This window comes from Bacteroidota bacterium, assembly GCA_016183775.1.
Lineage (GTDB): Bacteria > Bacteroidota > Bacteroidia > JABDFU01 > JABDFU01 > JABDFU01.
Genome location: JACPDY010000062.1, coordinates 1 through 25,765, shown reverse-complemented (window position 1 = coordinate 25,765; position 25,765 = coordinate 1). Strand labels below are relative to the sequence as shown.

The 25,765-nt window shown below is 40.0% G+C and carries 23 protein-coding genes and 1 pseudogene; 19 read left to right on the top strand and 5 right to left on the bottom strand.

Annotated elements, in window-relative coordinates:
* The first annotated feature begins 415 nt into the window (after positions 1 to 415).
* The 10 genes from HYU69_07725 (at position 416) to HYU69_07680 (ending at position 7,571) form a co-directional block, all read left to right on the top strand.
* Positions 416 to 1,624, top strand: a complete 1,209-nt coding sequence (locus tag HYU69_07725; protein MBI2270231.1) for a DegT/DnrJ/EryC1/StrS family aminotransferase — start codon at positions 416 to 418, stop codon at positions 1,622 to 1,624.
* 46 nt (positions 1,625 to 1,670) lie between these two features.
* The gene (locus tag HYU69_07720; protein ID MBI2270230.1) at positions 1,671 to 2,750 is read left to right on the top strand and encodes an iron-containing alcohol dehydrogenase; all 1,080 of its coding nucleotides are present in this window, start codon (positions 1,671 to 1,673) and stop codon (positions 2,748 to 2,750) included.
* Between the two features lie 45 nt (positions 2,751 to 2,795).
* The gene (locus tag HYU69_07715) at positions 2,796 to 3,098 is read left to right on the top strand and encodes a nucleotidyltransferase domain-containing protein (protein MBI2270229.1); all 303 of its coding nucleotides are present in this window, start codon (positions 2,796 to 2,798) and stop codon (positions 3,096 to 3,098) included.
* Positions 3,085 to 3,426 (top strand): DUF86 domain-containing protein, encoded by a 342-nt coding sequence (locus tag HYU69_07710; GenBank protein ID MBI2270228.1) that lies wholly within the window; start codon positions 3,085 to 3,087, stop codon positions 3,424 to 3,426. Before HYU69_07715 ends, HYU69_07710 begins: the two co-directional genes overlap by 14 nt.
* Before the next feature lie 18 nt (positions 3,427 to 3,444).
* The gene (gene kdsA, locus HYU69_07705; protein MBI2270227.1) at positions 3,445 to 4,278 is read left to right on the top strand and encodes a 3-deoxy-8-phosphooctulonate synthase; all 834 of its coding nucleotides are present in this window, start codon (positions 3,445 to 3,447) and stop codon (positions 4,276 to 4,278) included.
* 30 nt (positions 4,279 to 4,308) lie between these two features.
* Positions 4,309 to 5,316, top strand: a complete 1,008-nt coding sequence (locus HYU69_07700; GenBank protein MBI2270226.1) for a CBS domain-containing protein — start codon at positions 4,309 to 4,311, stop codon at positions 5,314 to 5,316.
* Positions 5,317 to 5,333: 17 nt separating this feature from the next.
* A complete protein-coding gene (locus tag HYU69_07695; GenBank protein ID MBI2270225.1) occupies positions 5,334 to 6,053 on the top strand; it encodes a phosphatase in 720 nt (239 codons plus the stop codon).
* Between the two features lie 104 nt (positions 6,054 to 6,157).
* Positions 6,158 to 6,901 carry a 3-deoxy-manno-octulosonate cytidylyltransferase gene (gene kdsB, locus HYU69_07690; protein ID MBI2270224.1) on the top strand — a complete coding sequence of 248 codons (744 nt, stop codon included), beginning with the start codon at positions 6,158 to 6,160 and terminating at the stop codon, positions 6,899 to 6,901.
* A 104-nt stretch (positions 6,902 to 7,005) separates the two neighbouring features.
* The gene (locus HYU69_07685) at positions 7,006 to 7,251 is read left to right on the top strand and encodes an AbrB/MazE/SpoVT family DNA-binding domain-containing protein (protein MBI2270223.1); all 246 of its coding nucleotides are present in this window, start codon (positions 7,006 to 7,008) and stop codon (positions 7,249 to 7,251) included.
* The gene (locus HYU69_07680) at positions 7,242 to 7,571 is read left to right on the top strand and encodes a type II toxin-antitoxin system PemK/MazF family toxin (protein ID MBI2270222.1); all 330 of its coding nucleotides are present in this window, start codon (positions 7,242 to 7,244) and stop codon (positions 7,569 to 7,571) included. Before HYU69_07685 ends, HYU69_07680 begins: the two co-directional genes overlap by 10 nt.
* A gap of 12 nt (positions 7,572 to 7,583) precedes the next feature.
* On the opposite strand, the gene HYU69_07675 is transcribed toward HYU69_07680, so the two are convergent.
* The 3 genes from HYU69_07675 to ligA are packed head-to-tail and all read right to left on the bottom strand — an operon-like array spanning position 7,584 to position 11,373.
* Entirely contained in the window at positions 7,584 to 8,780 is a 1,197-nt protein-coding gene (locus tag HYU69_07675; GenBank protein MBI2270221.1) for a GlmU family protein, read from the bottom strand.
* 13 nt (positions 8,781 to 8,793) lie between these two features.
* Positions 8,794 to 9,342 carry a hypothetical protein gene (locus HYU69_07670; protein ID MBI2270220.1) on the bottom strand — a complete coding sequence of 183 codons (549 nt, stop codon included), beginning with the start codon at positions 9,340 to 9,342 and terminating at the stop codon, positions 8,794 to 8,796.
* A gap of 24 nt (positions 9,343 to 9,366) precedes the next feature.
* On the bottom strand, positions 9,367 to 11,373 hold the full coding sequence (ligA, locus tag HYU69_07665) for an NAD-dependent DNA ligase LigA (protein ID MBI2270219.1): 2,007 nt from the start codon (positions 11,371 to 11,373) through the stop codon (positions 9,367 to 9,369).
* Between the two features lie 294 nt (positions 11,374 to 11,667).
* Between ligA and HYU69_07660 the strand changes: the two genes are divergently transcribed.
* From HYU69_07660 to HYU69_07650, 3 genes and pseudogenes are all read left to right on the top strand, one after another.
* Positions 11,668 to 12,936 (top strand): T9SS type A sorting domain-containing protein, encoded by a 1,269-nt coding sequence (locus HYU69_07660; GenBank protein MBI2270218.1) that lies wholly within the window; start codon positions 11,668 to 11,670, stop codon positions 12,934 to 12,936.
* A 248-nt stretch (positions 12,937 to 13,184) separates the two neighbouring features.
* Positions 13,185 to 14,077 (top strand): annotated as a pseudogene (locus tag HYU69_07655) (lysophospholipid acyltransferase family protein).
* 218 nt (positions 14,078 to 14,295) lie between these two features.
* The gene (locus HYU69_07650; GenBank protein MBI2270217.1) at positions 14,296 to 15,279 is read left to right on the top strand and encodes a fatty acid desaturase; all 984 of its coding nucleotides are present in this window, start codon (positions 14,296 to 14,298) and stop codon (positions 15,277 to 15,279) included.
* 5 nt (positions 15,280 to 15,284) lie between these two features.
* Here the strand turns inward: HYU69_07650 and HYU69_07645 are convergent, their stop codons facing one another.
* Both HYU69_07645 and HYU69_07640 read right to left on the bottom strand, forming a co-directional pair.
* Entirely contained in the window at positions 15,285 to 17,093 is a 1,809-nt protein-coding gene (locus tag HYU69_07645; GenBank protein ID MBI2270216.1) for an arginine--tRNA ligase, read from the bottom strand.
* A 131-nt stretch (positions 17,094 to 17,224) separates the two neighbouring features.
* Positions 17,225 to 18,178: an arginase gene (locus tag HYU69_07640; protein MBI2270215.1), complete on the bottom strand. Its 954-nt coding sequence runs from the start codon at positions 18,176 to 18,178 to the stop codon at positions 17,225 to 17,227.
* 95 nt (positions 18,179 to 18,273) lie between these two features.
* On the opposite strand from HYU69_07640, the gene HYU69_07635 reads away from it, so the two are divergent.
* From HYU69_07635 to HYU69_07610, 6 genes are all read left to right on the top strand, one after another.
* Positions 18,274 to 19,668, top strand: a complete 1,395-nt coding sequence (locus tag HYU69_07635) for an arginine decarboxylase (GenBank protein MBI2270214.1) — start codon at positions 18,274 to 18,276, stop codon at positions 19,666 to 19,668.
* 145 nt (positions 19,669 to 19,813) lie between these two features.
* The gene (locus tag HYU69_07630) at positions 19,814 to 20,470 is read left to right on the top strand and encodes a hypothetical protein (protein MBI2270213.1); all 657 of its coding nucleotides are present in this window, start codon (positions 19,814 to 19,816) and stop codon (positions 20,468 to 20,470) included.
* Between the two features lie 176 nt (positions 20,471 to 20,646).
* A complete protein-coding gene (locus HYU69_07625) occupies positions 20,647 to 21,324 on the top strand; it encodes a hypothetical protein (GenBank protein ID MBI2270212.1) in 678 nt (225 codons plus the stop codon).
* A gap of 43 nt (positions 21,325 to 21,367) precedes the next feature.
* The gene (locus HYU69_07620) at positions 21,368 to 22,063 is read left to right on the top strand and encodes a hypothetical protein (protein ID MBI2270211.1); all 696 of its coding nucleotides are present in this window, start codon (positions 21,368 to 21,370) and stop codon (positions 22,061 to 22,063) included.
* A gap of 153 nt (positions 22,064 to 22,216) precedes the next feature.
* Positions 22,217 to 24,778 carry a DNA translocase FtsK 4TM domain-containing protein gene (locus HYU69_07615; protein MBI2270210.1) on the top strand — a complete coding sequence of 854 codons (2,562 nt, stop codon included), beginning with the start codon at positions 22,217 to 22,219 and terminating at the stop codon, positions 24,776 to 24,778.
* Positions 24,779 to 24,803: 25 nt separating this feature from the next.
* Positions 24,804 to 25,457 carry an outer membrane lipoprotein carrier protein LolA gene (locus HYU69_07610; protein MBI2270209.1) on the top strand — a complete coding sequence of 218 codons (654 nt, stop codon included), beginning with the start codon at positions 24,804 to 24,806 and terminating at the stop codon, positions 25,455 to 25,457.
* The last annotated feature ends 308 nt before the right edge of the window (positions 25,458 to 25,765 follow it).

Below are 25,765 nucleotides of genomic sequence, written 5' to 3'. Positions count from 1 at the left end.
TTCTACCAAGATTCCATCCCTACAGGATTTTAATAGCTCCGTTAGGAGCGAAATCTTGGTAGAAAATTAAAACCCAATGATTCGAAGCCCCATCGGGGCGACATAACATTTATTTTATATGAAATTTAAACAGTCTCTAAGTATATAATATATTAAATACTATTATTTATCCTGTTTTTAAAAAGGTAATTAGTTATCAGTAGGTTTTTTACCGATAACCGATTACCTTTCTTTTCAAGTCAATACCTATGCCACCGTCAAAAATATGACAATCTGACACAAAACCATAGTAACTTATGGTTATATTTGTTGAGTATTTTTTAACCCATTTTACTTTTATAAAAGAGGCTATTTTACGCAATATCAGCACCATATTGAAAAATCCTTTAACTGATAACCTAATAACTAAACACTCATGCCCGGAACAGAACTTTTTGGCGAAGAAGAAAGAAAAGAAGTAAATGATGTGATGCAGACCGGTATCCTTATGCGGTATACACATGACCATTTCCGCAACAATCATTGGAAAGCACGCGAATTTGAGACTGAAGTTAAAAAGATAACAGGCGCGAAATACGCCCATGCCGTTTCAAGCGGTTCTACGGCTGTTGCCACGGCCCTGGCATCGGCGGGGATCGGGGCAGGCGATGAAGTGATAGTACCTCCATTTACTTTCATTGCTTCCATTGAGGCTGTACTGTTTGTTGGAGCGTTACCCGTATTTGCCGAGATCGATGAAACGCTTTGCCTGAGCGCCGAAGGGATTAAAAAAGCCATTACTCCTAAAACCAAAGCCATTTGCCTTGTTCACATGTGTGGCGCCATGGCCGATATGGATGGCATTATGGATGTTTGTAAAAAGAACAACCTTATTTTAGTTGAAGATGCCGGACAGGCATTTGCCGCATCTTATAAAGGAAAACATGTTGGTTTGTTCGGCAAAGCCGGAAGTTATTCTTTCGACTTCTTTAAAATAGCAACAGCCGGCGAAGGCGGCGTTTTGGTTACTGATGATAAAAACGTTTACAAACATGCCGAAACATACTCTGATCACGGACACGACCACATTGGAACAAACCGGGGAATGGAACAGCACCCGATAATCGGATTCAACTACCGGATCAGCGAGCTGAATGCAGCAGTAGGCGTTGCACAAACACGCAAAGTTCCGTCGATCATTGAAAAAAATCGCCGGAATAAAAAATTCCTGACTAACGAATTATCAAAAACACCTGGCATCAGCTTCTCACATCTGCCTGATCCGGCAGGTGATTCGGCCACCTTTTTAAATATGTTTTTACCCGACACAGAAGCTGCCAAACGCACTGTTAATGAATTGAATGCTGCCGGTGTGGGAGGCTTCAATTACTGGTTCACCAATATGTACCACTTTATTAATCAATGGGATCACCTGAAGGAAATGCGCACTGCATCTAAACTTCCAATTCAGCTTTTAGGATCTCCGCAGGATTACACAACAATTCAATTGCCAAAATCACAGGAAGTGATGGGCCGCCTGATATCATTCGGCATACGCTGCACCTGGACTGAACAAGAATTAAAAGACCTTGCAGGAAAAATTTCAGCGGCAATAACAAAAGCATTAAAACCAGTTACAATTTAATTTTCATCTCCTCCCCTGGAGAGGTAGACCGAGAGGGTAAGGCCTTATGCACAAAAATTTCAAAAATATAGATAAAGTCGTTTTCGGACGCGGAAGCTTTGATACAATGGATTCCATCCTTGCAGAAAAGCGGAATGAGAACAACAAGTTCTTCCTCTTTATAGTCGATAATTATTTTAAGGGCAAGGCGTTGGAAAAACGCATTCCGCTTAAACCGGAAGATGTATTGATGTTCATTGATGTAGACCCTTATGAGCCGACAACAGAACAGATCGACAACATACGCGACAGTATATTAAAAAGCAAAGGATTGCCTTCGGGCATTGTTGGCATCGGCGGAGGAAGCATTATGGATATTGCTAAAGCAGCATCATTAATGTTTACGAATGAAGGTTCATCCACCAAATACCAGGGACTGAACCTGATCAAAAAGCCGGGGATTTATCATTTGGGAGTTCCCACAATTTCCGGCACCGGCGCGGAATGTTCCATGACAGCTGTACTCACCGGTCCTGAAAAAAAATTAGGCTTAAAATGTGATTGGACTGTTTTTAACCAGGTAATACTTGACCCGAACCTGATTGCATCAGTTCCGCGCGATTGGTGGTTCTATACAGGTATGGACACCTACATACATTGCATTGAATCGGAGTGCGGCAAACTGAACAATGCGTTCAGTCATGCTTATGCTGAGCAGTCTATGAAATTGTGCCGGGAAGTATATCTGAATGAAGGGGGCGGACAGAACCCGGCCAATGACGAAAAGCTGATGATCGCTTCATTAATGGGTGGATTGAGTTTAACCTATTCGGAGGTTGGTGTATGCCATGCCTTGTCGTACGGGCTATCAAAAATATTAGGCACCCGTCATTGCTACGCAAACTGTATCGCGTTTAACCATCTTGAAGATTATTACCCCGAGGGAGTTAAGGAATTCAAACAAATGATCACGAAACATAAAATCACTTTGCCACAAAATTTATCGAAAGACTGGAGCGACAAACAAATAACAGAAATGGCGCACGTAGCGTACAATCTGCCGCACATGTGGAATCACGCTATTGGCACAGACTGGAAAGAAAAGATCACGATAGACCTGATAAAAGGTTTGTATAAACGATTATAGTATTTAAACTTCAGAAATGTAGTTCAAATTTCGTATTTTTAAAAAATGATCACATCTAAAAAACAGCTGTACGATTTTATTTTAGCCAACAGTTCAACCATTAAAAGCTATGGAGTGAGTAAGCTTGGTATTTTTGGTTCATTCAGACACGATAAGGCCGAATCGAAAAGTGATATTGATTTTTTAGTTGAATTCACTCCCGAAAAAAAAACATACCGCAACCTGTTTTATTTGTACGATTTTTTAACCTTGAAAACTGGCCGTAAAGTTGAACTTGTAACTCCCCAAGGACTGAGTAAATATATCGGCCCCTATATTTTAAAGGATGTAGAATATGTCACACTCTGATTTAGAATTGGTAAAACATATTTATGATGAGTGTGCTTACGTTTTATCTTCTACACAAAATATAACACTTGAAAAACTTACTGCTGACCCAACACTCAGGAGGGCAATTGAAAGAAGCCTCGAAATTATCGGAGAAGCTTGTAAAAAAGTTGATCCAGACTTCAAATCAAACTACCCCGAAGTAGCATGGAAAGAAATGGCCGGAACACGGGATGTAATTATCCATAATTATACGGGCGTTGATTATAGTATTGTTTGGCAAATATTTCAAGCTGAAATTCCGGAATTAGAATTTCAGTTAAAAAATATTCTAACCGAGAAAAAATAATAATTCGTTAAAAAAATCATGAGCAAAAAAACAATCAAAGTAGGCAACATAAACTGCGGAAGCAATGAGCTGTTTCTCATTTCAGGCCCTTGCGTGATCGAAGATGAATCCATCATGATGAAAACGGCCGAAAAACTGAAAGAAGTATCGGGGCGCCTTAAAATTAAGGTGATCTACAAGTCATCTTTCATGAAAGATAACCGCAGCAGTCTTAATTACTACAATGGACCAGGACTTGCAGCCGGTGTTAAAATACTTACCAAAGTTAAAGAGCAATTTGGTTTTCCTGTATTAACCGACATTCATTATCCCGACCAGGCAGCACCTGCCGCTGAAGTTTGCGATATATTGCAAATACCCGCCTACCTCTGTATGCAATCAACACTATTGGTAGCAGCAGCTAAAACAGGTAAGGTTGTAAATATAAAACACGGTCAATTCCTTGCCCCTGATAACATGAAACATCCATTGCAAAAATGTATCGATGCAGGGAACGATCAGGTAATTCTTACAGAACGCGGTTACACCTTTGGCTATAACGACCTGGTTGTTGACCCCCGCGCATTTTATCATTTGAATAACCTGGGTTACCCTGTTGTATTTGATGTTACGCATTGCATACGTAAATATGGCATACCAAGTGCTGACGTGAAAGGCGGAGCAAGAGAGTTTTTACCTGTTTTGTCCCGTGCAGGTATCGCCTCCGGTGTTGACGGCCTTTTTGTCGAAACTCACCCGGAACCCTCAAAAGCCTTATGCGACGCGGCAAGCCAGTTGTGTGTATATGACCTTGAAGAATTTTTAAAGCCATTGATAGAAATACATAACCTGGAAGTGAAGTACAGGAAATAAAATCATTACTTTTAAGACAAATTACAAATTATGGAATTATATCTTGATTCAGCTAACCTGAAAGAAATTGAAGAAGGTTTTAAATTGGGCTTCCTGAATGGCTTAACCACTACTCCCACCTTTATGCAGCGTGAAGGTGTCACTGACATCGACGGAACGATCGTTAAACTTTCCAAAATAGTTCCCGTTCTCCAGATCGAAGCACTGGGTAATACCGCTGAAGAAGTTTTAAAAGAGGCTGAACGCCAGTTAAAGCTGGGTCTTGACCCTAAGAAAACAGTATTCAAAATTCCGGTATCCCTTGAAGGTGTGCGCGCATGTAAAATGTTGCGCGACAAAGGCTATTTGGTGAATGTACATTTGGTTTACACTCTCCAACAAGCCTATATGGCCATGCAGGCCGGCGCAACTTATGTTTGTCCCTTAGTAGGGCGTTTGCAGGACCAGGGTCATGATGCACTTGCCCTTGTTGAACAATGCGTAAATGCTGTTGAATATTATGGTTATGACACAAAGATCATGTTTTCATCAGTGCGCACTACCGAACACGTGAGAAACGCCATTAACATTGGTGTACACACCATTACCGTTCCGCTTAAAATTTTAAAATCGCTGACCGATAATAATTTTACCCAACTCGGCACAGACCAATTTATTACAGATACCCGTTTAATGACCATACGTGTTCGCGAAGCCATTAATGGGGTTAATCCTGTTGTTGCTGCTGACACCAGGCTTACTGACGCGATCATAAAAATGACTGAGTACGGCTTTGGCGCTGTAACTGTAACAAATCCTGATGGTTCTGTAAAAGGAGTATTTACAGATGGTGATCTGCGCAGACTGCTTTCTAAAGATCGTGATATGCTAAGTAAGAAAATGAGTGATCTGACTTATAAAAGTCCCATTTCCATTGATTCCGAAGTTTTACTCAATGAGGCGGCGGCTATTTTCAAAAAAACAAGTGTTGATACCATACTTGTTACAAATGGCGGAAAGCCTGTTGGCATGTTGGATATACAGGATCTGAAAGGTTAATATCTCATCAACCGCTCATGGATATCATAAAACAAACAGTTGAAACCTTTACCAAGGCAGGAGGCCAGTTTATTGGCATTGCTGAGTCTTTAGCCTACTCTATCAAAGGGGTTAAGGCTTTTATTTTCGATTGGGATGGAGTTTTTAATGACGGACAAAAAAACGAAAATGGCACAAGTAATTTCAACGAAATTGACTCTATGGGCATTAATATGCTCCGTTTTGGCTATTGGTTAAATTATAAGAGAATGCCATTGACAGCTGTAATGTCAGGCGAACACAACAGCACCTCCTTTTACTGGACAAAACGCGAACATTTTACAGCATGTTACTACAAGATCTCAAAAAAAGTTGAAGCACTTGAACATTTTTGCGCACTACATAAAATAAAACCGTCCGAGGTGGCGTATATATTTGATGATGTATTGGATATTTCAATTGCAAAACTTGTTGGCATCCGGATATTTATCAGTCATAAAGGCAGTCCCTTATTTTATAATTATGTAGTTAAAAATAAATTTGCCGATTATATTGCAGCTAACAAACCCGGCGAATATGCCTTGCGCGAAATATGTGAAATGATCATGAACTTACAGGATATTCACGACAAAGCCATTACCGAACGGGTGAACTTTTCGCCCAACTACAAAACCTATATTGAAACGCGTAACAGTATACCAACAAATTTTTACACGAAACAGAATGAAGGTATAGTGGAGCTTAATCCGAATTCCTGAAATTTAATGACACACCCCCGCAACACACAAGCTGTCCACCCCCTCTCTCAAGCCCACAATCATTCACACAGAGGGGAGTTTAAATCCCAAACCCTTAATCATAAATGATCCTCGGAATTATCCCCGCCCGTTACGCTTCCACACGTTTTCCCGGCAAACCTTTAATTGACATACAGGGCAAAAGCATGATACAACGTGTGTACGGACAGGCCATGAAAGCCAAAAGCCTTAAAAAAGTTATAGTGGCTACCGATGATGAACGAATTGCGCACCATGTAAAAAGATTCGGAGGAGAATATGTAATGACCCGTCCCGATCATGTAACCGGCACCGACCGCTGTTTTGAAGCATTACAGAATTCAGGAGGCAATTATAAATATGTTATTAATATACAGGGTGATGAACCATTTATTGATCCCTCACAAATTAACCTTCTGGCCGATACATTAACAGACGGGAATACCGAATTAGCCACACTAGTTATCCCAGTTGATTCGCACGAGCTGTTATTTAACGAAGGAGAAGTGAAAGTTACAGTGAATAACAAAATGGAAGCTCTTTACTTCAGCCGCTCTGTTATCCCTCATATTAAAAATGTTGACCCAAAAGAATGGCACCAGCACTTTAACTATTACCGCCACGTTGGCATGTACGCCTACCGCAGTGATCTTCTGGAAGAACTCACCAACCTAAAACCTTCCGCTCTTGAAAAAGCTGAATCGCTTGAACAACTGCGCTGGCTTGAAAATGGGTTTAAAATAAAAGTTGCGGTTACCACACATGATAGCCATTGTATTGACACGCCGGAGGATGTGGGTAGGGTGTTGAGGATGATGGGAGGGAAATAGTTGTTGGTTTTTACTTTTGTTAGAATCCCCTAATTAGTGTCCAAAATCATTTTGATATTATAAATATATGTAATAACTTTGTAATTACATATAAATAATTAATTATGGATATATCTGTAATAGCTATTGGTAACTCAAAAGGGATTCGGCTTTCTAAAACTTTACTTGAAAAATACAATATTAAAGATACCGTTGAACTGATTCTTGAAAAGGGCTATATGATTTTAAAACCAAAAACGTCATCAAGAAAAGGTTGGGAAAAATCATTTAAAAAAATGCACGAAAACGGCGATGACAAATCCTTAATGTCCGATGTTTTTGAAGATGAAAATTTTGAAGAATGGAGTTAAAACAATATCAAATTGTTTTGGTCAATCTCGATCCGACAATTGGCAGCGAAATGAAGAAAACCCGCCCTTGCGTAATTATTTCACCCAACGAAATGAATAAATATTTGCAAACAATTGTAATTGCTCCAATGACAAGCAATTCCAAACATTACCCGACACGAGTTGAAGTGAAACATAATAAAACAAAAGGTTGGGTAGTTCTTGATCAGATCAGAACCATAGACAGAAAACGAATAATAAAAATTTTAGATTCATTAACTGAAAAAGAAATTTATCATATAAAGGCTATCATCAGGGAAACTTATGTAGATATTGATTAAATGTATGGATTTTCACTTCCTGAGCTTCCCAGTCATCTCAAACACATGCTTTAATATCTCCTTGTCAACCTCGGTAAACTCAAGCCCCCTGCGCTGCATAACCAATTTAGCAACCTCAAAAGCATCGGTTAATTTATAAGTAATAAAGCCCTGTGCCCCGCCCCATGAAAAATCGGGAATGAAATTGCGGGGGAAACCGGCACCAAAAATATTCGCGTTAACACCCACAACAGTTCCTGTATTGAACATGGTATTAATGCCGCATTTGCTGTGATCACCCATTATTAAGCCGCAAAAGGTAAGTCCGGTATTAGCGAAACGCTCAGTGGTATAGTTCCACAATTTAACTTCGGCGTAATTATTTTTAAGATTGGAGTTATTGCTGTCGGCACCAATATTGCACCACTCCCCTATTACAGAATTTCCTAAAAAACCATCGTGGGCTTTATTGCTGTATCCGAATATTACGGAATTATTAACTTCTCCACCCACCTTTGAGTGCGGTCCTATTGTTGTTGGCCCGTATATTTTAGCACCCAGTTTTAATGCCGAGTGCTCACACAAAGCGAATGGCCCGCGTACTATGGAACCTTCCATTATCTCGGCATCTTTGCCAATGTATATCGGACCAGTAGAAGCATTCAAAATTGCGCATTCAACTTTAGCCCCTTCTTCAACAAAAATATGCTCTACTCCTATTAACTGGGTTGTTTTACTTAATGCAGCCGAGTTGCGACCCCTGGTTATTAATTCAAAATCATCCGTTATCGTTTTGCCGTTATGTGAAAATATATCCCATGGGTTATTGATCTTCAGAGCCCCGGCATGACTTTTAAATTTCTTGATAGATGATCCGAAACGTTCATCGATCGTTAATGAAATCGTTTTATCATTTCCTGAATTCAAAGCTATCAGCACATCTCCTGCAAACAATGCCTGACCTTGCTCTAAAACGTTTATCTCTTCAAGCAACCTGGCATTCGGGCAAACAGAACCGTTGATCCATACATTATCCGTATCAATTGTATACTCAACAGGATATTTTGCCGAAAGATACTCCTGGGTTTTTGAAGATGTTTTAGCATTAAGCCACTTTTCCCACTTTTCACGGATAGTTAATATACCAATACGTATATCAGCCACAGGTCGTGTAAACGTTAATGGAAGCAAATTATCACGTGAGGAATCGTCGAAGAGGATGTAGTTCATATCTTTTATTCTTCTAAGCCTTTTTATTTATCATATCCAAATAAATATCCACCTGTCGCAGAAAATATTTAAATGTTTTATCTTTTTCAAAATCGATCAGCAGGTCGTATATATTTTTATTCTCCTCGCTGAATTTACCCACTTTAAAATGGGCCCTTGAAAGGGTCGACACATACTTTAATGGAAAATGATCATCAATATTGAGATCTATCAGCACATCAAACTCCTCTTCAGCAAAAACGGGTAAAAAAATTCCTGCAGGTTTGAGGTACCAGGTCAGTTCCTTTATGGAAAAAAATTCATACTCCAGTTTTGAATAGGTAAAATCGGGCGGGTAAAGTGTATCGAAATATCCGATAATGCGCACCTTTTTTTTCATTTCCTTCAGATAAACCGCATATTTTTTAACTAACTCAACATCTTCGAGCTTGCTTGCTTCAAAAACTATTGCAAATGTTTTAGCTTCAGCCATATTAAAAGCCGCCTTGCTTCGCTTAACCTGCGCAGCTTCGCCTTTCAATAAATAGTTACCAATGGCTTTTCGAATGTTTTTGAAGTACATGAACTAATATAAATTTTAACAGCCTTACCCTATCATTTTAGCAAAATCATCTTCACTGATAATTTTTACTCCCAACTTCTCCGCTTTCTTCAATTTTTCCGGTCCCATATTATCACCAGCCAGTAAGTAGCTGGTTTTGCCGGAAACAGAGCCAACATTCTTCCCGCCATTCTGTTCGATGATCCTTTTCAGGTCATCGCGCGAAAATTTAGAGAATACGCCCGAAATAACAAAGGTCAGATCCTTTAATTTATCACTGGTGGCAGCCAATTGCTCCTCGCTTAACTCAAATTTAAGCCCTTTATTTTTAAGACGTTCAATAATTTCAATGTTTCTCTTATCCCTGAAGTGAGCCACAATGCTTTTAGCTATCACTTCTCCTATGTCGCCCACTTCCAGCAGTTTCTCAACATCTGCTTCTATAAGAGCATCAATGTTCTTAAAATAATACGCCAGCTTTTTAGCTGTAGTTTCTCCTACATGCCGCAGACCCAATGCATACAGCACACGGTTAAACGGAACTTGCTTTGATTCTTCAATGCCCTTTATAAGATTGCCGGCCGACCTTTCAGCCATTCGTTCCAGCGGAAGCAAATCTTCTTTTTTCAAATCATAGATGTCGGCTATATTTTTTACAAGTCCCGAGGCAAACAACTGATCAATGGTCTCCGCTCCAAGCGAATCGATATTCATTGCTTTGCGACTCACAAAATGCTCCATCTTACCCTTGATCTGCGGCGGACAGCCATTTTCATTCGGACAATAGTGATTGGCTTCTTCCTCACCGCGCACAAGATGTGTTCCACATTCAGGGCAGCTCGTTACGTATTTCGTTTTATGTGAATGTTCAACCCGTTTGGACAGATCAACACCGATTATTTTCGGAATAATCTCTCCGCCTTTTTCAACGTAAACCGTATCACCTTCACGCACATCGAGCTTTTCAATAATATCGGCATTGTGCAGTGATGCACGTTTTACTGTAGTCCCTGCCAATAACACCGGTTTTAAATTAGCCACAGGAGTTATAGCCCCGGTTCGCCCCACCTGGTATGAAATAGACTCCAGCACAGTTGAAACGCGTTCGGCCTTGAACTTATACGAAATGGCCCAGCGGGGAGACTTAGCGGTGAAGCCAAGTACACGCTGCTGTTCCTGCGAATTCACTTTTATCACTACACCATCAATATCGAATTCGAGTTTATGCCTGTGCGTATTCCAATGATTGATGTATTTAAAAACCGCATCTATGTCAGCACACTTAACCATCTGCCCGGAAACACGGAAACCCCATTTCATGGTTTCCTTCATGTTTTCGAAATGTGATTTGTAAGGCAAGTGGTCGCCCAATAAATTATAAAAGAAACAATCCAGCTTCCTGCCGGCTACAACAGCTGAATCCTGCATTTTTAACGTGCCGGCAGCCGCATTTCGGGGATTGGCAAGCAAGGCATCCCCCACTTCTTCACGTTCTTTATTAATTGATTCAAACTCTTTAAGAGGCATGTAGATCTCGCCTCTGATCTCAAAGTCTTTTGGATAATCACTCCCACGTAATTTTAAGGGTATACTTCGGATAGTTTTAACATTAGTTGTTACATCATCGCCCTGCTCACCATCGCCGCGTGTTATGGCCTGTACCAGGCGTCCATCCTTATAAGTTAAACCAATGGCAACACCGTCAAACTTCAATTCACATACATATTCAAACTTTTCGACTATAACTTTTTTTATACGATCGTCAAAATCCCTTAGCTCCTCCTCCGAATACGTATTCCTCAACGACATCATCGGGTATTTGTGCTTTACCGACTTGAATTCTTTGGTAACCTGCCCTCCTACTCTTTGTGAAGGGGAATCGGGCTTTAAAAACCCGGGGTATTCCTTTTCAAGTTTAATAAGCTCTTCCAGCAACATATCAAAATCATAATCGCTTATGGTAGGTTGAGCCAATACATAATAACGATAGTTGTGCTCGTCCAGTTCTTTGGACAAGTGTTCAATGCGTGATTTTGCCTGATCTTTGGTCATATAGGGATGCCCGCCTGCGCTAAAGCTCCGGCAAACTAAACGAATTTACGAATTTGAAACTATCGAATAATAAGAAATTTTGCACAATTTAAGTAAACACTATTTCATTAAATTTACCTTGTGCGTACCTGAAAGTTCAGTGTTTCAAAAACCGCTACTGCGGCACTGCGCAAACCCTTACAGGACTAAACGCAAAAGACTTTCGTTAACATTATGCCCGATGAATAAATTAATTGATTTTGAGCCAAATTGACAAACTTCCACTATCAACAAATCCGGTTTTAAATCAAAAACATGAAAAACACACTATTACTATTCCTCCTGTTGTTCACAATTACCTCGATAGCTCAACCAACATACCCTGCTCCTAAAGGAGTATACTGTAGCTGCCCTCCAACAATATCAACAGTTGGACCAGGCTCGGTTGACCCTACAGTTGCGTCAAAAACTTTTGTGAAAGGTATTTTAGTGCGTATTGGATGGAAGGATATTGAACCAACGGACAATGTATATAATTGGACACTTCTTGATAATCAAATAACGGCAGCTCAATCTTATGGCAAAAAAATATCTTTAGCAATTGGTAGTGGACCTAACTGTCCAGGTTGGTTATATTCTTTAGGTACTCAATCGCTTTCATTCTCTGTTCCTTATAGTGCTACTATTGCAGTTCAATGGAACTCAACTTTTTTAAATAAATGGACGGAATTTGTCAGGGCTTTGGGAAATAAGTATAAAAATGACACAACAATCAGATTAGTTTACATCACTAATTCTACCGCTAACGGTTTCGAGATGCAACTTCCTTTTAACCCGACCCCATCATATACTTCCTTAGGCTATACGGACACAAAGGTTATAAATTCATGGAAACAAGTTATTGACACTTTTAAAGTAGCTTTTCCAAATCATTATCTTACCAATGATTTCCATCCGGTAAATGGCAGTAATGTCCCGGCGGATTCAATTTATGCATATGCAAAAAACAAAATTGGCAATCGTTATGGAGCTAATGCATGGTGGTGGACTCAAAATAATACTACTTATTATTCAGCCCAAAATAGCATATTGCTTAATTCCGCTAGTAATAATAATTTCACCGGTGTTCAAAGGGCACATAGTGGAGTGACTGATTCCGCTCAATTTGGTGCCGGAGGAATGCCGGCTGCTTTGCAATTAGCCATTACTAATGGTATATGTTACTGGGAAATTTGGAACCAGGATATTGTTAGTACAAAATTTACCTCCTTATTGACCAATTCAACAACATGTAACTCTCTTACAGGAATTGATGAGCCAAAAGCAACCCTCCAAAAGGAAATTTTATTATTTCCAAACCCCTCAATAAATAAATTACAGGTTATGCTGGCTGACAAAACAAATGCGCGATTTGAATTAAAAATATTCGATAATATAGGCAACATGATTCTATATCAAAACGAATTAAATAATTCAGAACCAATTTCTATTGACATTTCAAAATTTTCTGAAGGCATTTATTTCCTAAATCTTATCGTAGAGAGTAAGGAGCAATTTTACCGAAAATTTATTATTTCAAGATGAGTGAAAATACCTTGTGGCGGTTACAACCTATGATACCTTAAGGCCTACCCGGAAAGATGAGTGAAAAAATTACCCGCCTGAATTAAAAGCATTTATTGAAATGGGATTTAAGAGCTTTCCGAAATAAACACTTTCGTATGGGAGGTACAAAAAAATTAAAATCCAAATACAAAAATCTCTCTTTTAAACATCGTAAATCCTCTCTTTTGGAGAAGGATTTAAGATGAGATACTTCGTATATTAGCACCATGCAACGGCTTAGTTACTATTTCGCTCTACCCTTCATCTACCTCATTTCCCTTTGTCCCTTCTGGCTTTTATATGGTATTTCCGACTTAATGTTCATGTTACTGTATTACATGATCGGCTACCGCAAAAAAATTGTGTACCAAAACCTCCGCAATTCATTTCCCGAAAAGTCCGAAAAAGAAATAAACCGCATTAAACGGTCCTATTACCGGTATTTTTGCGATCTCACNGGTATTTTTGCGATCTCACCCTCGAAACATTCAAAACACTTACAATGAGCAGGGAAAAAGCCCTGAAACATTGCTGCATGACGCAAGATACAGTAGACCTTTTCAACAGCTATTACGAACAAAAAAAAAACACAATTATTGTGATGGGTCATTTAGGTAATTGGGAATGGGCCGGTAATGCATTCGCGTTACAGTGTAAACACCAGTTATATATAATTTATCACCCGCTTACCAACTCCTGGTTCAATAATCTCATGGTAAAGATCCGCACACGGTTTGGCAACAGGCTTATCCCGATGAAGGACACATTCAGGCAAATGACAAAAAATAAAAACATTCGTTCAGCAACCGCTTTCATTGCCGACCAAACTCCTCCGCCTGAAAACGCTTACTGGACAAAATTCATGAACCAGGACACTCCCGTATTTAAAGGAACCGAGCTCATGGCCGGACGGTTTAATTACCCTGTTATTTTCATTAATGTAATTCGTGTAAAACGGGGTTATTATAAAGTTCAGGCAGAAGATTATATTGAGCAGCCTGCTGATACACCCGAGGGCTATATTTCGGAATGGCATACAAAAACACTTGAAAAAGCCATTAAACAGCAGCCAGAAACATGGCTCTGGTCGCACCGGAGGTGGAAACATAAACGCGGTTGAATTGCAAACCAATCGCAAACATAAAAGTTATAAACGCTATCCACCAAAACACAAAGACATCACAGTCCGCAAAAAAATTTGGGTAAAATTTTGTGCTTTAGTCCTTTGGTGGCAAAAAACAGCATTCAACAGCTCTGACCCAAAAACAAAAAACCTTCCTGAAATCTTAATTTTTTTTTACCTTTGCACGCGATCATTAATAGTTATTTAACGTTTGAATGCTACAGGGGAAAGATTTAATAATAGCTACTAAACCGTTCGGTAAAGAAAAACGTTTTCTTAGCATATATTATACATATAGTTCAATGCTGCTGATGGTTGGATCGCTGATATCTGCCGCAATAGCTCCCTGGCTGATCGTACGGATACTTTCCAGTATTTTTGCAGGCTTTGTGTTCATTCGTGTTTTCGTAATTTACCACGACTATCAGCATAAAGCCATCCTCCAGAAGGATATATTCTCAAAATTCATTATGTATATATACGGACTCTATTCACTTGCCCCGGCAAGTATCTGGAAACGCTCTCACGATTACCATCACAAACACAACTCAAAGCTTTTTAGTGCAAGCATTGGCTCATACCCGATAATGACCAAACAAAAATTTTTAAACAGTTCTCCCAAAGAACGCAGAGAATATTTAATAAGCCGGCACCCGATAACCATAATGCTTGGTTTTTTCTCCATGTTCCTGATCGGAATGTGCTATAACTCCTTTACCAGCAACCCCCGCAAACATTTTGATTCACTTATCGCACTTGTATTGCATGTGGGTGTTGCAGTGTTACTTGTTATTTATTTGGGCTGGCTCACCTGGTTCCTCGTGTGGTTTTTACCTTTCCTCATCGCGCATGCCATTGGCGCCTATTTATTTTACGCGCAGCATAACTTTCCAAACGTTACATTCAGGGATAATACCGAATGGGCATATGAAACAGCTGCACTTGCTTCATCAAGTTTTATGAAAATGAACCGGTTCATGCGCTGGAGTACTGCCAACATTGGATTTCATCACGTACACCATTTAAATTCGCGCATACCTTTTTACCGTTTACCTGAAGCCATGGCAGAACTTCCGGAACTGCAGCATCCTAAAACAACCTCATTTAAGATAAGGGATATAGTTGCTTGTTTCAAACTCAAATTGTGGGATCCTGAAAAACAGCAAATGATCGGGCTGGATGGATTACAGATCGCCTGATCCTATCACATCTTTTCCGGCACTTGTATTCCCAGGAGGTTCATTGACGACCGGATCACTTCGGCAACTTTTCCGGAAAGAGCTAAACGGAAATTACGAAGGTCAGTATTCTCTTCCTTAAGAATAGTTATATCATGGTAAAACTGGTTGTACTCCTTTGACAACTCATACACATAATTGGCAATAATACCGGGGTTATATTCCTTACCGGCATCCTGCACAACCCCTGGAAAATCATAAATAATTTTTATTAAGTTCCTTTCTTTGTTGTCAATTTTGCCAACTCCCAACCCTGTGGTGAGCTTGGTCGAACCATCCCAACTTTTAACCTCCCCCCCCTTTCTTAACACCGACTGTATCCTTGCATACGTATATTGCACAAACGGCCCGGTATGCCCGTTAAAATCAATACTCTCTTTTGGATTAAAGAGCATTTTCTTTTTAGGATCAACTTTAAGTATGAAATATTTCAACGCGCCTAAACCAATTGTGTAATATAGCTTTTCTGCCTCCTCCTGTTCCTGCCCTGCTGTTTTACCCAGTTCCATTGTGGTTTCCCTGGCTGTATCGATCATCTCTTTTATAAGATCATCAGCATCAACAACCTTTCCTTCGCGTGATTTCATTTTACCCTCCGGCAACTCAACCATGCCGTATGACAGATGATAACAGCTTTCCGCCCACTTATACCCGAGTTTTTTGAGAACGATAAACAATACTTTAAAATGATAATCCTGCTCATTCCCCACAGTGTAGATCAACTTGCTTAGTTCCGGAAATTCTTTGAAACGCTCCACCGCAGTGCCTATGTCCTGGGTCATGTACACAGAAGTTCCGTCTGAACGCAATAATATCTTTTTATCCAAACCATCAGGGGTCAGATCAATAAACACAGAACCATCAGTATCTCGTTTAAAAACATTTTTCGACAAGCCCTCATCGATCATTTTTTTGCCCAGCAAATAGGTGTTCGATTCGTAATACATTTTATCAAAATCAACACCCAGCATATTATAGGTTTCATCAAACCCTTTGTAAACCCAGCTGTTCATCATCTTCCAAAGTCCGACCACTTCCGCATCTCCCGCTTCCCACTTACGCAGCATATCCTGTACCTCCAGCATGATAGGAGCCTTTTTCTCTGCGTCCTCTTCACTCATCCCCTCAACTTTAAACTTTGAACTTTGAACTTTGAACTCCTTATCAAACATTACATAATACTTACCAACCAAGTGATCTCCTTTGACACCGGTGGATTCAGGCGTTTCGCCATTTCCCCATTTTTTCCAGGCCAGCATCGACTTGCAGATATGAATACCACGGTCATTCACAAGGTTCACTTTGATCACTTTATTGCCATTGGCCTTCAATATCTCTGCAACCGAATACCCCAACAGATTGTTGCGGATATGCCCCAAATGAAGCGGTTTGTTGGTGTTGGGTGATGAATACTCCAGCATAACCGCTGGTGATGAATCAGTAACCGGAACAAAGGCATAGTCTGCGTTTCCTGCCACCTCTGTAAAATAATCCAGCCAATACTTCCCCGAAATAACGAGGTTCAGGAAACCCTTTACTACGTTAAAATGCTCCACTTCAGATGAGTTAGCCTGCAAGTATACCCCTATTTCTTTAGCAGTAACTTCGGGCGATTTTTTAGACATCTTCAAAAACGGAAATACTACAACAGTCAGGTCACCTTCAAATTCAGCATTGGTTTTTTGAAATACAATGGACTTTGCCTCAACTTTTGAATTATAAAGCGATTGGATAGCCTGGATTGTAAGGAAAGTAAGTTGTGGTTCTAAATTCATGCGACATCAACGAATAACGAATTTGTACGAATATACGAATTGTGAATCCACAGAAAAGTAAAATACAATTGCACAATTTTATTGTACGCGTACATTCGCAAATTCGTTTTTGATTCGTTATTCGTTGCTCTCTAAAAGTCGTTAGTGATCTGGTTCGTTGCCTTGTAAAGTATCTCAAAAGCATTCTCAGCCATGAGGTTCTCTCTGTCAAGTGTAGGGTTTATCTCCACCATTTCAAAGCAGCATATCTTGCGGCTGCGGAGCAGGTAATAGATCAGGTTGCCCGCTTCTTTCTCAGTAAGTCCGCTTGGAACAGGTGTTCCGGTTCCCTTGGATATACTCGAATCCATACTATCCACATCAAATGAAATATAGATAAGATCGCATTGTTCAAGGTAATTAAGGGATTCAAATGCAACACGCTCAACCGCTTTCCTCCTTATTTCAGCCAGGTTAATAACCCGTATCTTATTCTTCTTAATTATATGATCCTCCTGCGACTCCATGTCACGCAAGGCAATGAACACAATGTCAGAGTAATTGATCTTAGGCGATACTCCTCCTATGGTTTTAAGCTTTTTCCAGTATTCCACAGTCTCTTCATCCGGCTTATTCATGCCATTCTCCATGTTATCTTCCGCCAAAAGCGCGGCAAGTGTCATTCCATGAATGTTGCCGGACAAGGTAGTGTAAGGTGAATGAAGGTCAGCGTGGGCATCAATCCAGATCACACCGATTCGCTTTTGAGGGAATGCCATTTTAATGCCTGCTACAGTCCCTATGGCCGTGCTATGGTCGCCGGCCAGCACAATCGGGAAACAATCGGGATCGGAAAAACTTTTGACAACTTCTTTAGAAACCCGTTCGCATACCGTTAAAACACCTTTGATACGCTTGGCATATTCATGCACAATTGGCTCCATAAGTTGCTGATTTTCATTGGGAACCTCAACTGTCTTATGTTTCCTGAAATAAGAACTACCGAAGTCAAGGGCCGCTATTTTAATAGCGTCAACACCTAAACTGGCTCCTCTTGTACCTGCACCAATTTCGGACTTTACCTCTATCAGCTTTACCGTCTTCATTTTATTATACTTTTTTCAACAATTGCTTAAACTTATAAAGTAAGTTAGTTACTTTGTACAAAATTAATCGATCTAACTCACTTGCTTTAGACATTATGAAGAACAAATACAGTGATCTCATTCATCAAACCTTCAATTTTCCACAGGAAGGCTTCTCTGTAGTTGACAATCAACTTTTGTTCAATGATATTTCTATCATGGATATCATTAAACAATATGGCACGCCCCTTAAAATCACCTATCTGCCCAAGATAAGTTCACACATAGAAAAGGCCAAGCGACTGTTCAACGTTGCTATGGCCAAATCGGATTACAAAGGTAGTTATACTTACTGTTATTGTACAAAAAGTTCACATTTTTCTTTTATCCTTGAAGAGGTTCTTAAAAACGATGTGCACATTGAAACATCATCGGCATTCGACATCCCGATTGTCCGCGAAGCCTATAAAAGAGGGCAAATAACCAAAGATAAATTTATTGTGTGCAATGGCTACAAACGTGAAAACTATCAGCAATACATTACCGAACTTATTAATGAAGGATTTAATGTTATTCCGGTTTTGGATAATAAAAGTGAAATAGATTATTACAAAAAACATGTAAAACACAAAACCAAACTGGGCATACGGATCGCGGCTGAAGAAGAACCATCCTACCAGTTTTACACTTCCCGCTTAGGCATACGCTACAAAGAAATTGTCGATTATTATAAAGAGCATATAAAGGGCAATCCGAAATTTGAACTCAAAATGCTTCACTTCTTCATCAACACCGGTATTAAAGATTCTATTTACTATTGGACGGAGTTAGCCAAGTGCCTGAAGGTTTATGCGGACCTGAAGAAGATATGCCCCGAGTTGGACTCCCTGAATATTGGCGGAGGAATGCCCATACGCACTTCCCTTAACTTTGATTATGATTATGAATATATTATTGAAGAGATTATCTCGCAGATAAAAACCTATTGTAAACAATATAAAATAAAGGAACCGAATATTTTCACAGAGTTCGGGTCGTTTACTGTAGGCGAAAGCGGTGCGGCCATCTATTCGGTGCTTGATCAAAAAAATCAAAACGACCGTGAGAAATGGTACATGATCGACAGCTCATTTATAACTACTTTGCCGGACACATGGGGTATCAATCAACGCTTTGTACTGCTTGCCATTAACAAATGGGAGCGTGAATACCAGCGGGTGAATCTGGGAGGACTTACCTGCGACAGTATGGATTATTATAACACAGAGGCCCATGCAAACCAGGTATTTCTTCCGAAAATTGACGTGGATTCCGACGAACCACTATATGTGGGTTTCTTCCATACCGGTGCATACCAGGAATCGCTGGCAGGTTACGGAGGCATTCAGCATTGCCTGATACCGGCACCAAAACACGTGATTATTTCGAAAGACGAAAATGGCGAGATCTCGACCCGGCTCTTCGCAAAGGAACAAAGCTTTAAATCAATGCTCAAAACATTGGGTTATTGATAAAAGTATTATCTTTCAATTCAAAAATTAAGGAATCGGAATTTCAGGAATCAGGATTTTGTATTTAAACCCAGATAAAACTGAATTGCCGAATATTTTTCAAGTTCAAGTCTTTCTATTGACAAAACAGCGGCAAATACTATCATTGTCCTTGATCACATGCTTCGGCTTGTTGTGTAGCTGCAACCCATCCGCTAAAGGCACATCGGACGAAGGCCTTATTGAATACGAGGTTACACCTGTTGATCCGGGCAACGTATTGTCGGCGATGGCACCAAACTCAATGACACTGAAATTTAAAAACGACCTATGTGTTGCGGAAATGGAAACCGGCATGAGCGCTGTAGGAATAAAATTTATTTCGGACAATAAAAAAAATGTATTCACACAATTGGTGCGGATATTTGACCGGAGGTATACCTGCTCCGCCGACGCGGAAAACTTAACCGATATATTCAAAAATGTGCCTAAATACAGCGTAAAAAAAGTTGAAGAGTATAAAACAATAGCGGGTATAAAATGTCAGAAAGTTGAAATATTTGAAAAGGGAAAGAACAATCACTTATTTGATGTGTACTTCACCGACGTCTTTAAACTTAAGAAACCCAATTGGTGGAACGAATTTTCCGAGATCAACGGCATGTTAATGGAATACAGGATGAAACGCTTTAATCTTGAATTATCCTTTATTGCCAAAAAATTCGACCAAGTACATATTGACACAATCGAATTCAGCACAAAGGGCGACTACAAAAGAATATCGCAGGATGAACTGGATAGCTATTTTGATGAGTTGAAGTAAGCCAGCTATTTAATCTATATCCCACTTCTGAACCCAAATTAAGCTTAATTCACACAATTCTGCGTACAGATTAACACGTTGTTTCGCCACCCCATTAAAAAAAGAATTAAATTAAAAGAGAAATTATCAATATATTTGCCCTTTATTCTTCTTTACTATTAAATGTTGATCAATATATGAGGCGTTACTTACTTTATTCTGTCTGCCTGTTATTCATGCTGACTATAATGGCCTGTGGCAGGGGATCGAATGGAAAAGTTGTGTCAGAAGGAGTTATTGAGTTTGAGGCATCGGCAGTTGATCCCAATAATCCAATGGCCGACCTGGCACCCAACAAAATGGTAGTAAAATTCAAGGACCACAAATCAATAGCTGAAATGAGTGCGGGAATGGGACTCTTAACAATGTCGTTCGTATCAGATTATAATAACAAAACAGTTACCCAGCTGGTTAAACTCCTCAATAAAAAATATGCTTCGGTTTCCAACGCTGATGATGTTCAGAGAGAAATATCTAACTCCAAACTCCGGATCCAGAAAACAAATGAAACCAAATTGATCGCGGGATACAGGTGTAAGAAAGCAACCATAAGCTATGAAGACAACTCCCGTCCCCCGTTTGATGTATATTATACTGAAGAAATTGAACTGGAAAAACCCAACTGGGGCAATGAATACAACGAAATTGACGGGGTACTGATGGAATATCAATTAAAACGCTATAACCTTGAATTGCGATTCACAGCGCGCAGAGTGGCCAAATCGGCAGTTGAAGACAGTGATTTCGAAACTCCCGGCGATTATAAATTAATTTCCCAAAAAGAACTAGACGACTTATTTGTCGGCATGCAATAACCGCTCAGAACAACTTTTTATATTAACATAAGTCTTCCCTTCCATGAACAAATTATTTAAACTCGCACTCAGTTTTACCATCCTGTTTTTCACATCTCAAACGTATGCCCAAACAGGAGGTTTTGAAGGTACTGTGGAATATTCTATGGATATCGATATGAAAAACATGCCTCCCGAAGCAGCGGCCATGATGAAAAGCAGCTCCATGGTCACCAGGATCAAAAATGAACATTCCCGCACGGAAACAAAAACACCAATGTCGAGCACTATAAGTATCACCAATAATAAAGACCATACCGGCTTTACACTATTGGATATGATGGGCGCTAAATACATGATAAAGCTTAAACCCGAAGAAATAAAGAAAGATGAAACCCGGCCCGATGTTAAAGTAAAAGAGTTGACCGAAACAAAAACCATCGCCGGATATAAATGTAAAAAGGCAGAAATAACAGTCGCTGACCCTGAAACAAAAAGAGAATATACAACAACCGTTTTTTACACATCCGACATTCCTTACGATAAAGGCTATAACAACAACTTTAAAGGTTTAAAAGGCTTTCCGCTTGAATATTCCATTAGTCCTGATGCCGGTACACAAATGAAATTTACCGCAATAAGCATTACAAAAGAAAAACTGGATGACAATATCTTTACTGTTCCACCGGGATATAAAGAGACAACCACAGAAGATCTCCAGAAAGAAATGATGAAAAATTTTGGCGGAGGCGGACAATAAAACCATCGCCGTTTGACAAAAGGCCTTCTGAAAAACTCCAGGAGGCTTTTTTTATGGTCTTTTCCACAACACTAAGTGTATAAGTTTTTCGTTTAAGGCATAGATAACCTTTGCCATTAAATAACTTTGAATACCTGTAAACATGCCCTTTTTATGGCCGAACGTAAGCGAAACGAGCTAAAAAACACCATTAAAGAACCCGATACCGAGCTTGAAATTGTTGAAAGCAAGGAGGACAAGCCTGCTGAAGCTCTTTCGGAATGGTCTGTTTCGGAAAAAAAGGAAAAAACAGAGAAGGTGCCTAAAGCCGAAAAAAAGGAGCGCAAAGAGAAAAAAAAATCCAAAATTTCACTTATAGAAAAGATTACGAACGTATTTTCGTTTATTCACGATGAACGCTTCCATAAAATTTCCGGGTTAACTTTTTTGCTTTTCTCGGCTTACCTATTCATTGCTTTCACATCCTTCCTGTTCACCTGGCAAACTGATTATGATAAAGTAGTTGGCCCGCTGGGAACACTTTTTTCACCCGATGTCCGGGCCGACAACTGGCTCGGTAAAATCGGCGCGCTGACAGCGCATCTCTTTATTCATAAATGGTTCGGGGTAGCCTCCTATGCATTTGTATTGATAAGTTTAGTGTTAGGTGTTCGCATATTGTTTAAATTTTCATTGCTTCCTCCTGGTAAAACAGCCGGATATTCATTTTTTGCACTGGTATGGCTTTCTATAACACTCGGCTACATATTTACAAATAATTATTTTTATTTAGGCGGGGGCTTCGGCTATACTGTCGCGCAATCACTGAATGGAATGCTTGGCGCCATAGGAACAGGCTTTCTGCTTGGCTTTTCATTCCTGACTTTTATGGTATTGGCGTTCAATATATCATTCAACCTGTTTGCTAAAAACCCGGAAGAACAGATCATTGAAGCGGAATTAACTCCACAGCCGGTTCCGGATATTCAACAACCTATGGTAACTGAACCGGAAATAAAACCCGTTAATACTTTCAAAGAGAATATCGAGATCACTCCTGCTGGAACAATTGAAGAAGCGGATGACGCGGAAGAAGAACTTGAATTACTGGCTGAAGCCGAAGAAGGTGACGCAGGAGATATACAATTCACTGTCATCGAAAAAATTGAAGAAGAAGCTGAAGTAAATACTACAGGGGAGGCATTGCCCTTCGGAGAATATGATCCTACACTCGATCTGTCATCCTATCAAATGCCACATCTTGACCTTTTGGAACAATACTCCAATAAAGATGCAAGCGTTAATGCCGAAGAACTCAACACCAACAAGGACCGTATTGTAAGTACACTTAACAACTACGGCATCCAGATAGAAAAAATAAAAGCCACGATCGGCCCAACTGTTACTTTATATGAAATTATTCCTGCTGCAGGTGTGCGCATATCAAAAATAAAGAACCTCGAAGATGATATCGCATTAAGTCTCTCGGCCCTTGGCATACGTATAATAGCTCCGATACCGGGCAAAGGAACCATTGGCATTGAGGTACCCAACCTGAATCCAGAAATGGTTGCCATGCGTACCATACTCGCCTCAGATAAATTTCAGAACTCAAATATGGATCTGCCCATTGCCCTGGGTAAAACCATTTCAAATGAAACCTTCATTGCCGACCTTGCCAAAATGCCTCACCTGCTTATGGCCGGCGCTACAGGTCAGGGTAAATCGGTAGGACTGAATGCCATACTTGTATCACTGCTTTACAAAAAACATCCGTCGCAAATTAAGTTTGTACTTGTCGATCCGAAGAAAGTAGAGTTGACTTTATTCAATAAAATTGAGCGGCACTTCCTGGCCAAGCTGCCTGATACCGAAGAGGCTATTATTACCGATACCAAAAAAGTTGTGCACACACTCAATTCACTTTGTATTGAAATGGATCAGCGTTACGACCTGCTCAAAGAGGCCCAGGTGAGAAACCTGAAAGAGTATAACGCCAAATTCATTGCCCGCAAGCTTAATCCAAACAACGGACACAAATTTTTACCTTACATCGTTCTTGTAATTGATGAGTTTGCCGACCTCATTATGACAGCCGGAAAAGAAGTTGAAACACCTATCGCACGACTGGCTCAGCTTGCCCGTGCCATTGGTATCCACCTGATCATTGCAACACAACGACCATCCGTAAATATTATTACCGGAACTATAAAAGCCAATTTCCCCGCCCGTATTGCGTTCAGGGTAACATCAAAAATCGATTCACGCACCATTCTCGATTCGGGTGGTGCGGAACAGCTTATCGGTCGTGGAGATATGCTGCTTTCAACCGGAAGTGACCTGATACGATTACAGTGTGCTTTTGTTGATACCCCCGAGGTGGACAAAATAACTGACTTTATCGGATCGCAGCGCAGCTATCCCGAAGCCTTTAAATTACCTGAATACATTGACGAGAACGCCGAAAGCGGTTCGGGTGAACTGGATCCATCCGAACGTGATGCCATGTTCGCTGACGCAGCACGTATTGTTGTACAGCACCAGCAGGGTTCAGCCTCATTGTTGCAAAGACGTTTAAAACTTGGGTATAACCGCGCGGGACGAATAGTGGACCAGTTGGAGGCGGCAGGAATAATTGGCCAGTTTGAAGGAAGTAAGGCCAGAGAGGTGTTAATCAAGGACATGATGAGTTTGGAACAATTATTGAATAACTCCTCCAAAACCCCGGCAGAATAGTTTTTGGGCCGTAAATATTAAAGTTATGAATCGTTTATTCTTATTTGCGATAGCAACGGCATTTTGCACCGGTTCTGTCGCCCAAAACAAAGAAACCCAAGACCCAAAAGCCAAAGCTATTCTTGACGAGCTAAGCCTTAAAACACGGTCATACACCTCCATTAAGGCTGATTTCACAATGGTTATGCAGGGTAAAGATAAATCCAAGAAACCCGAAACACAAAAAGGGATCCTACAGTTGAAAGGTGACCGATATAAACTGGAGATTAAAGGACAAGAGATCATTTCCGACGGTAAAACATCCTGGACTTATTTAAAAGACAACAATGAGTTGCAGATAAACAATGTAGATCCCAACTCAAACGATGGTGTTACCCCAAGTAATATTTTTACAATTTATGAAAAGGGCTATAAGTACAAGTTTAACAGTGAAACGGCTACGACGCAAACCGTCGACCTGTTTCCGAACAACCCCGAGAAAAAGAAATTCCACACCATTAAGCTTATGATAAATAAGGCTCATAAGCAAATATCATCCTTTACTGTTTTTATGAAGGATGGAAATGTGTTTGATTATACTATTAATACATTTGTGACAAGCGCCGTCATACCTGACACTGTTTTTGTATTTGATGTAAAAGTACACCCGGGTATTGAAGTGATCGACCTGAGGGAGTGACTTATAGTTACTGGTTGCTAAATGTTTTTCATTGCATATGTTATTGTTTTTTTTGTAGTTTAGCAGCTGATATAAACAATCCATATGAAATAGCCATATACCTTTTGGCCTACCAACCGAAATGAATATGGCGTATTCCCTGTCTGCCGACAGGCAGGCATCTGACAAATGGTAACTTTAAAAATTACACACACATGAAATGGTCATGAGCTAGAATGAAGCACACCAACCGAGGATGAATATTTAACTTCGTGCAAAACATGAAACGTAATGCAAGAAATAAAATTCAAACAGGTTGTAACAACCGG

Bases quoted from the DNA above. Each gene is read 5' to 3' on its own strand.
- HYU69_07725 (MBI2270231.1), top strand. From the start codon at position 416: ATGCCCGGAACAGAACTTTTTGGCGAAGAAGAAAGAAAAGAAGTAAAT.
- HYU69_07720 (MBI2270230.1), top strand. From the start codon at position 1,671: ATGCACAAAAATTTCAAAAATATAGATAAAGTCGTTTTCGGACGCGGA.
- HYU69_07715 (MBI2270229.1), top strand. From the start codon at position 2,796: ATGATCACATCTAAAAAACAGCTGTACGATTTTATTTTAGCCAACAGT.
- HYU69_07710 (MBI2270228.1), top strand. From the start codon at position 3,085: ATGTCACACTCTGATTTAGAATTGGTAAAACATATTTATGATGAGTGT.
- kdsA (MBI2270227.1), top strand. From the start codon at position 3,445: ATGAGCAAAAAAACAATCAAAGTAGGCAACATAAACTGCGGAAGCAAT.
- HYU69_07700 (MBI2270226.1), top strand. From the start codon at position 4,309: ATGGAATTATATCTTGATTCAGCTAACCTGAAAGAAATTGAAGAAGGT.
- HYU69_07695 (MBI2270225.1), top strand. From the start codon at position 5,334: ATGGATATCATAAAACAAACAGTTGAAACCTTTACCAAGGCAGGAGGC.
- kdsB (MBI2270224.1), top strand. From the start codon at position 6,158: ATGATCCTCGGAATTATCCCCGCCCGTTACGCTTCCACACGTTTTCCC.
- HYU69_07685 (MBI2270223.1), top strand. From the start codon at position 7,006: ATGGATATATCTGTAATAGCTATTGGTAACTCAAAAGGGATTCGGCTT.
- HYU69_07680 (MBI2270222.1), top strand. From the start codon at position 7,242: ATGGAGTTAAAACAATATCAAATTGTTTTGGTCAATCTCGATCCGACA.
- HYU69_07675 (MBI2270221.1), bottom strand. From the start codon at position 8,780: ATGAACTACATCCTCTTCGACGATTCCTCACGTGATAATTTGCTTCCA.
- HYU69_07670 (MBI2270220.1), bottom strand. From the start codon at position 9,342: ATGTACTTCAAAAACATTCGAAAAGCCATTGGTAACTATTTATTGAAA.
- ligA (MBI2270219.1), bottom strand. From the start codon at position 11,373: ATGACCAAAGATCAGGCAAAATCACGCATTGAACACTTGTCCAAAGAA.
- HYU69_07660 (MBI2270218.1), top strand. From the start codon at position 11,668: ATGAAAAACACACTATTACTATTCCTCCTGTTGTTCACAATTACCTCG.
- HYU69_07650 (MBI2270217.1), top strand. From the start codon at position 14,296: ATGCTACAGGGGAAAGATTTAATAATAGCTACTAAACCGTTCGGTAAA.
- HYU69_07645 (MBI2270216.1), bottom strand. From the start codon at position 17,093: ATGAATTTAGAACCACAACTTACTTTCCTTACAATCCAGGCTATCCAA.
- HYU69_07640 (MBI2270215.1), bottom strand. From the start codon at position 18,178: ATGAAGACGGTAAAGCTGATAGAGGTAAAGTCCGAAATTGGTGCAGGT.
- HYU69_07635 (MBI2270214.1), top strand. From the start codon at position 18,274: ATGAAGAACAAATACAGTGATCTCATTCATCAAACCTTCAATTTTCCA.
- HYU69_07625 (MBI2270212.1), top strand. From the start codon at position 20,647: ATGAGGCGTTACTTACTTTATTCTGTCTGCCTGTTATTCATGCTGACT.
- HYU69_07620 (MBI2270211.1), top strand. From the start codon at position 21,368: ATGAACAAATTATTTAAACTCGCACTCAGTTTTACCATCCTGTTTTTC.
- HYU69_07615 (MBI2270210.1), top strand. From the start codon at position 22,217: ATGGCCGAACGTAAGCGAAACGAGCTAAAAAACACCATTAAAGAACCC.
- HYU69_07610 (MBI2270209.1), top strand. From the start codon at position 24,804: ATGAATCGTTTATTCTTATTTGCGATAGCAACGGCATTTTGCACCGGT.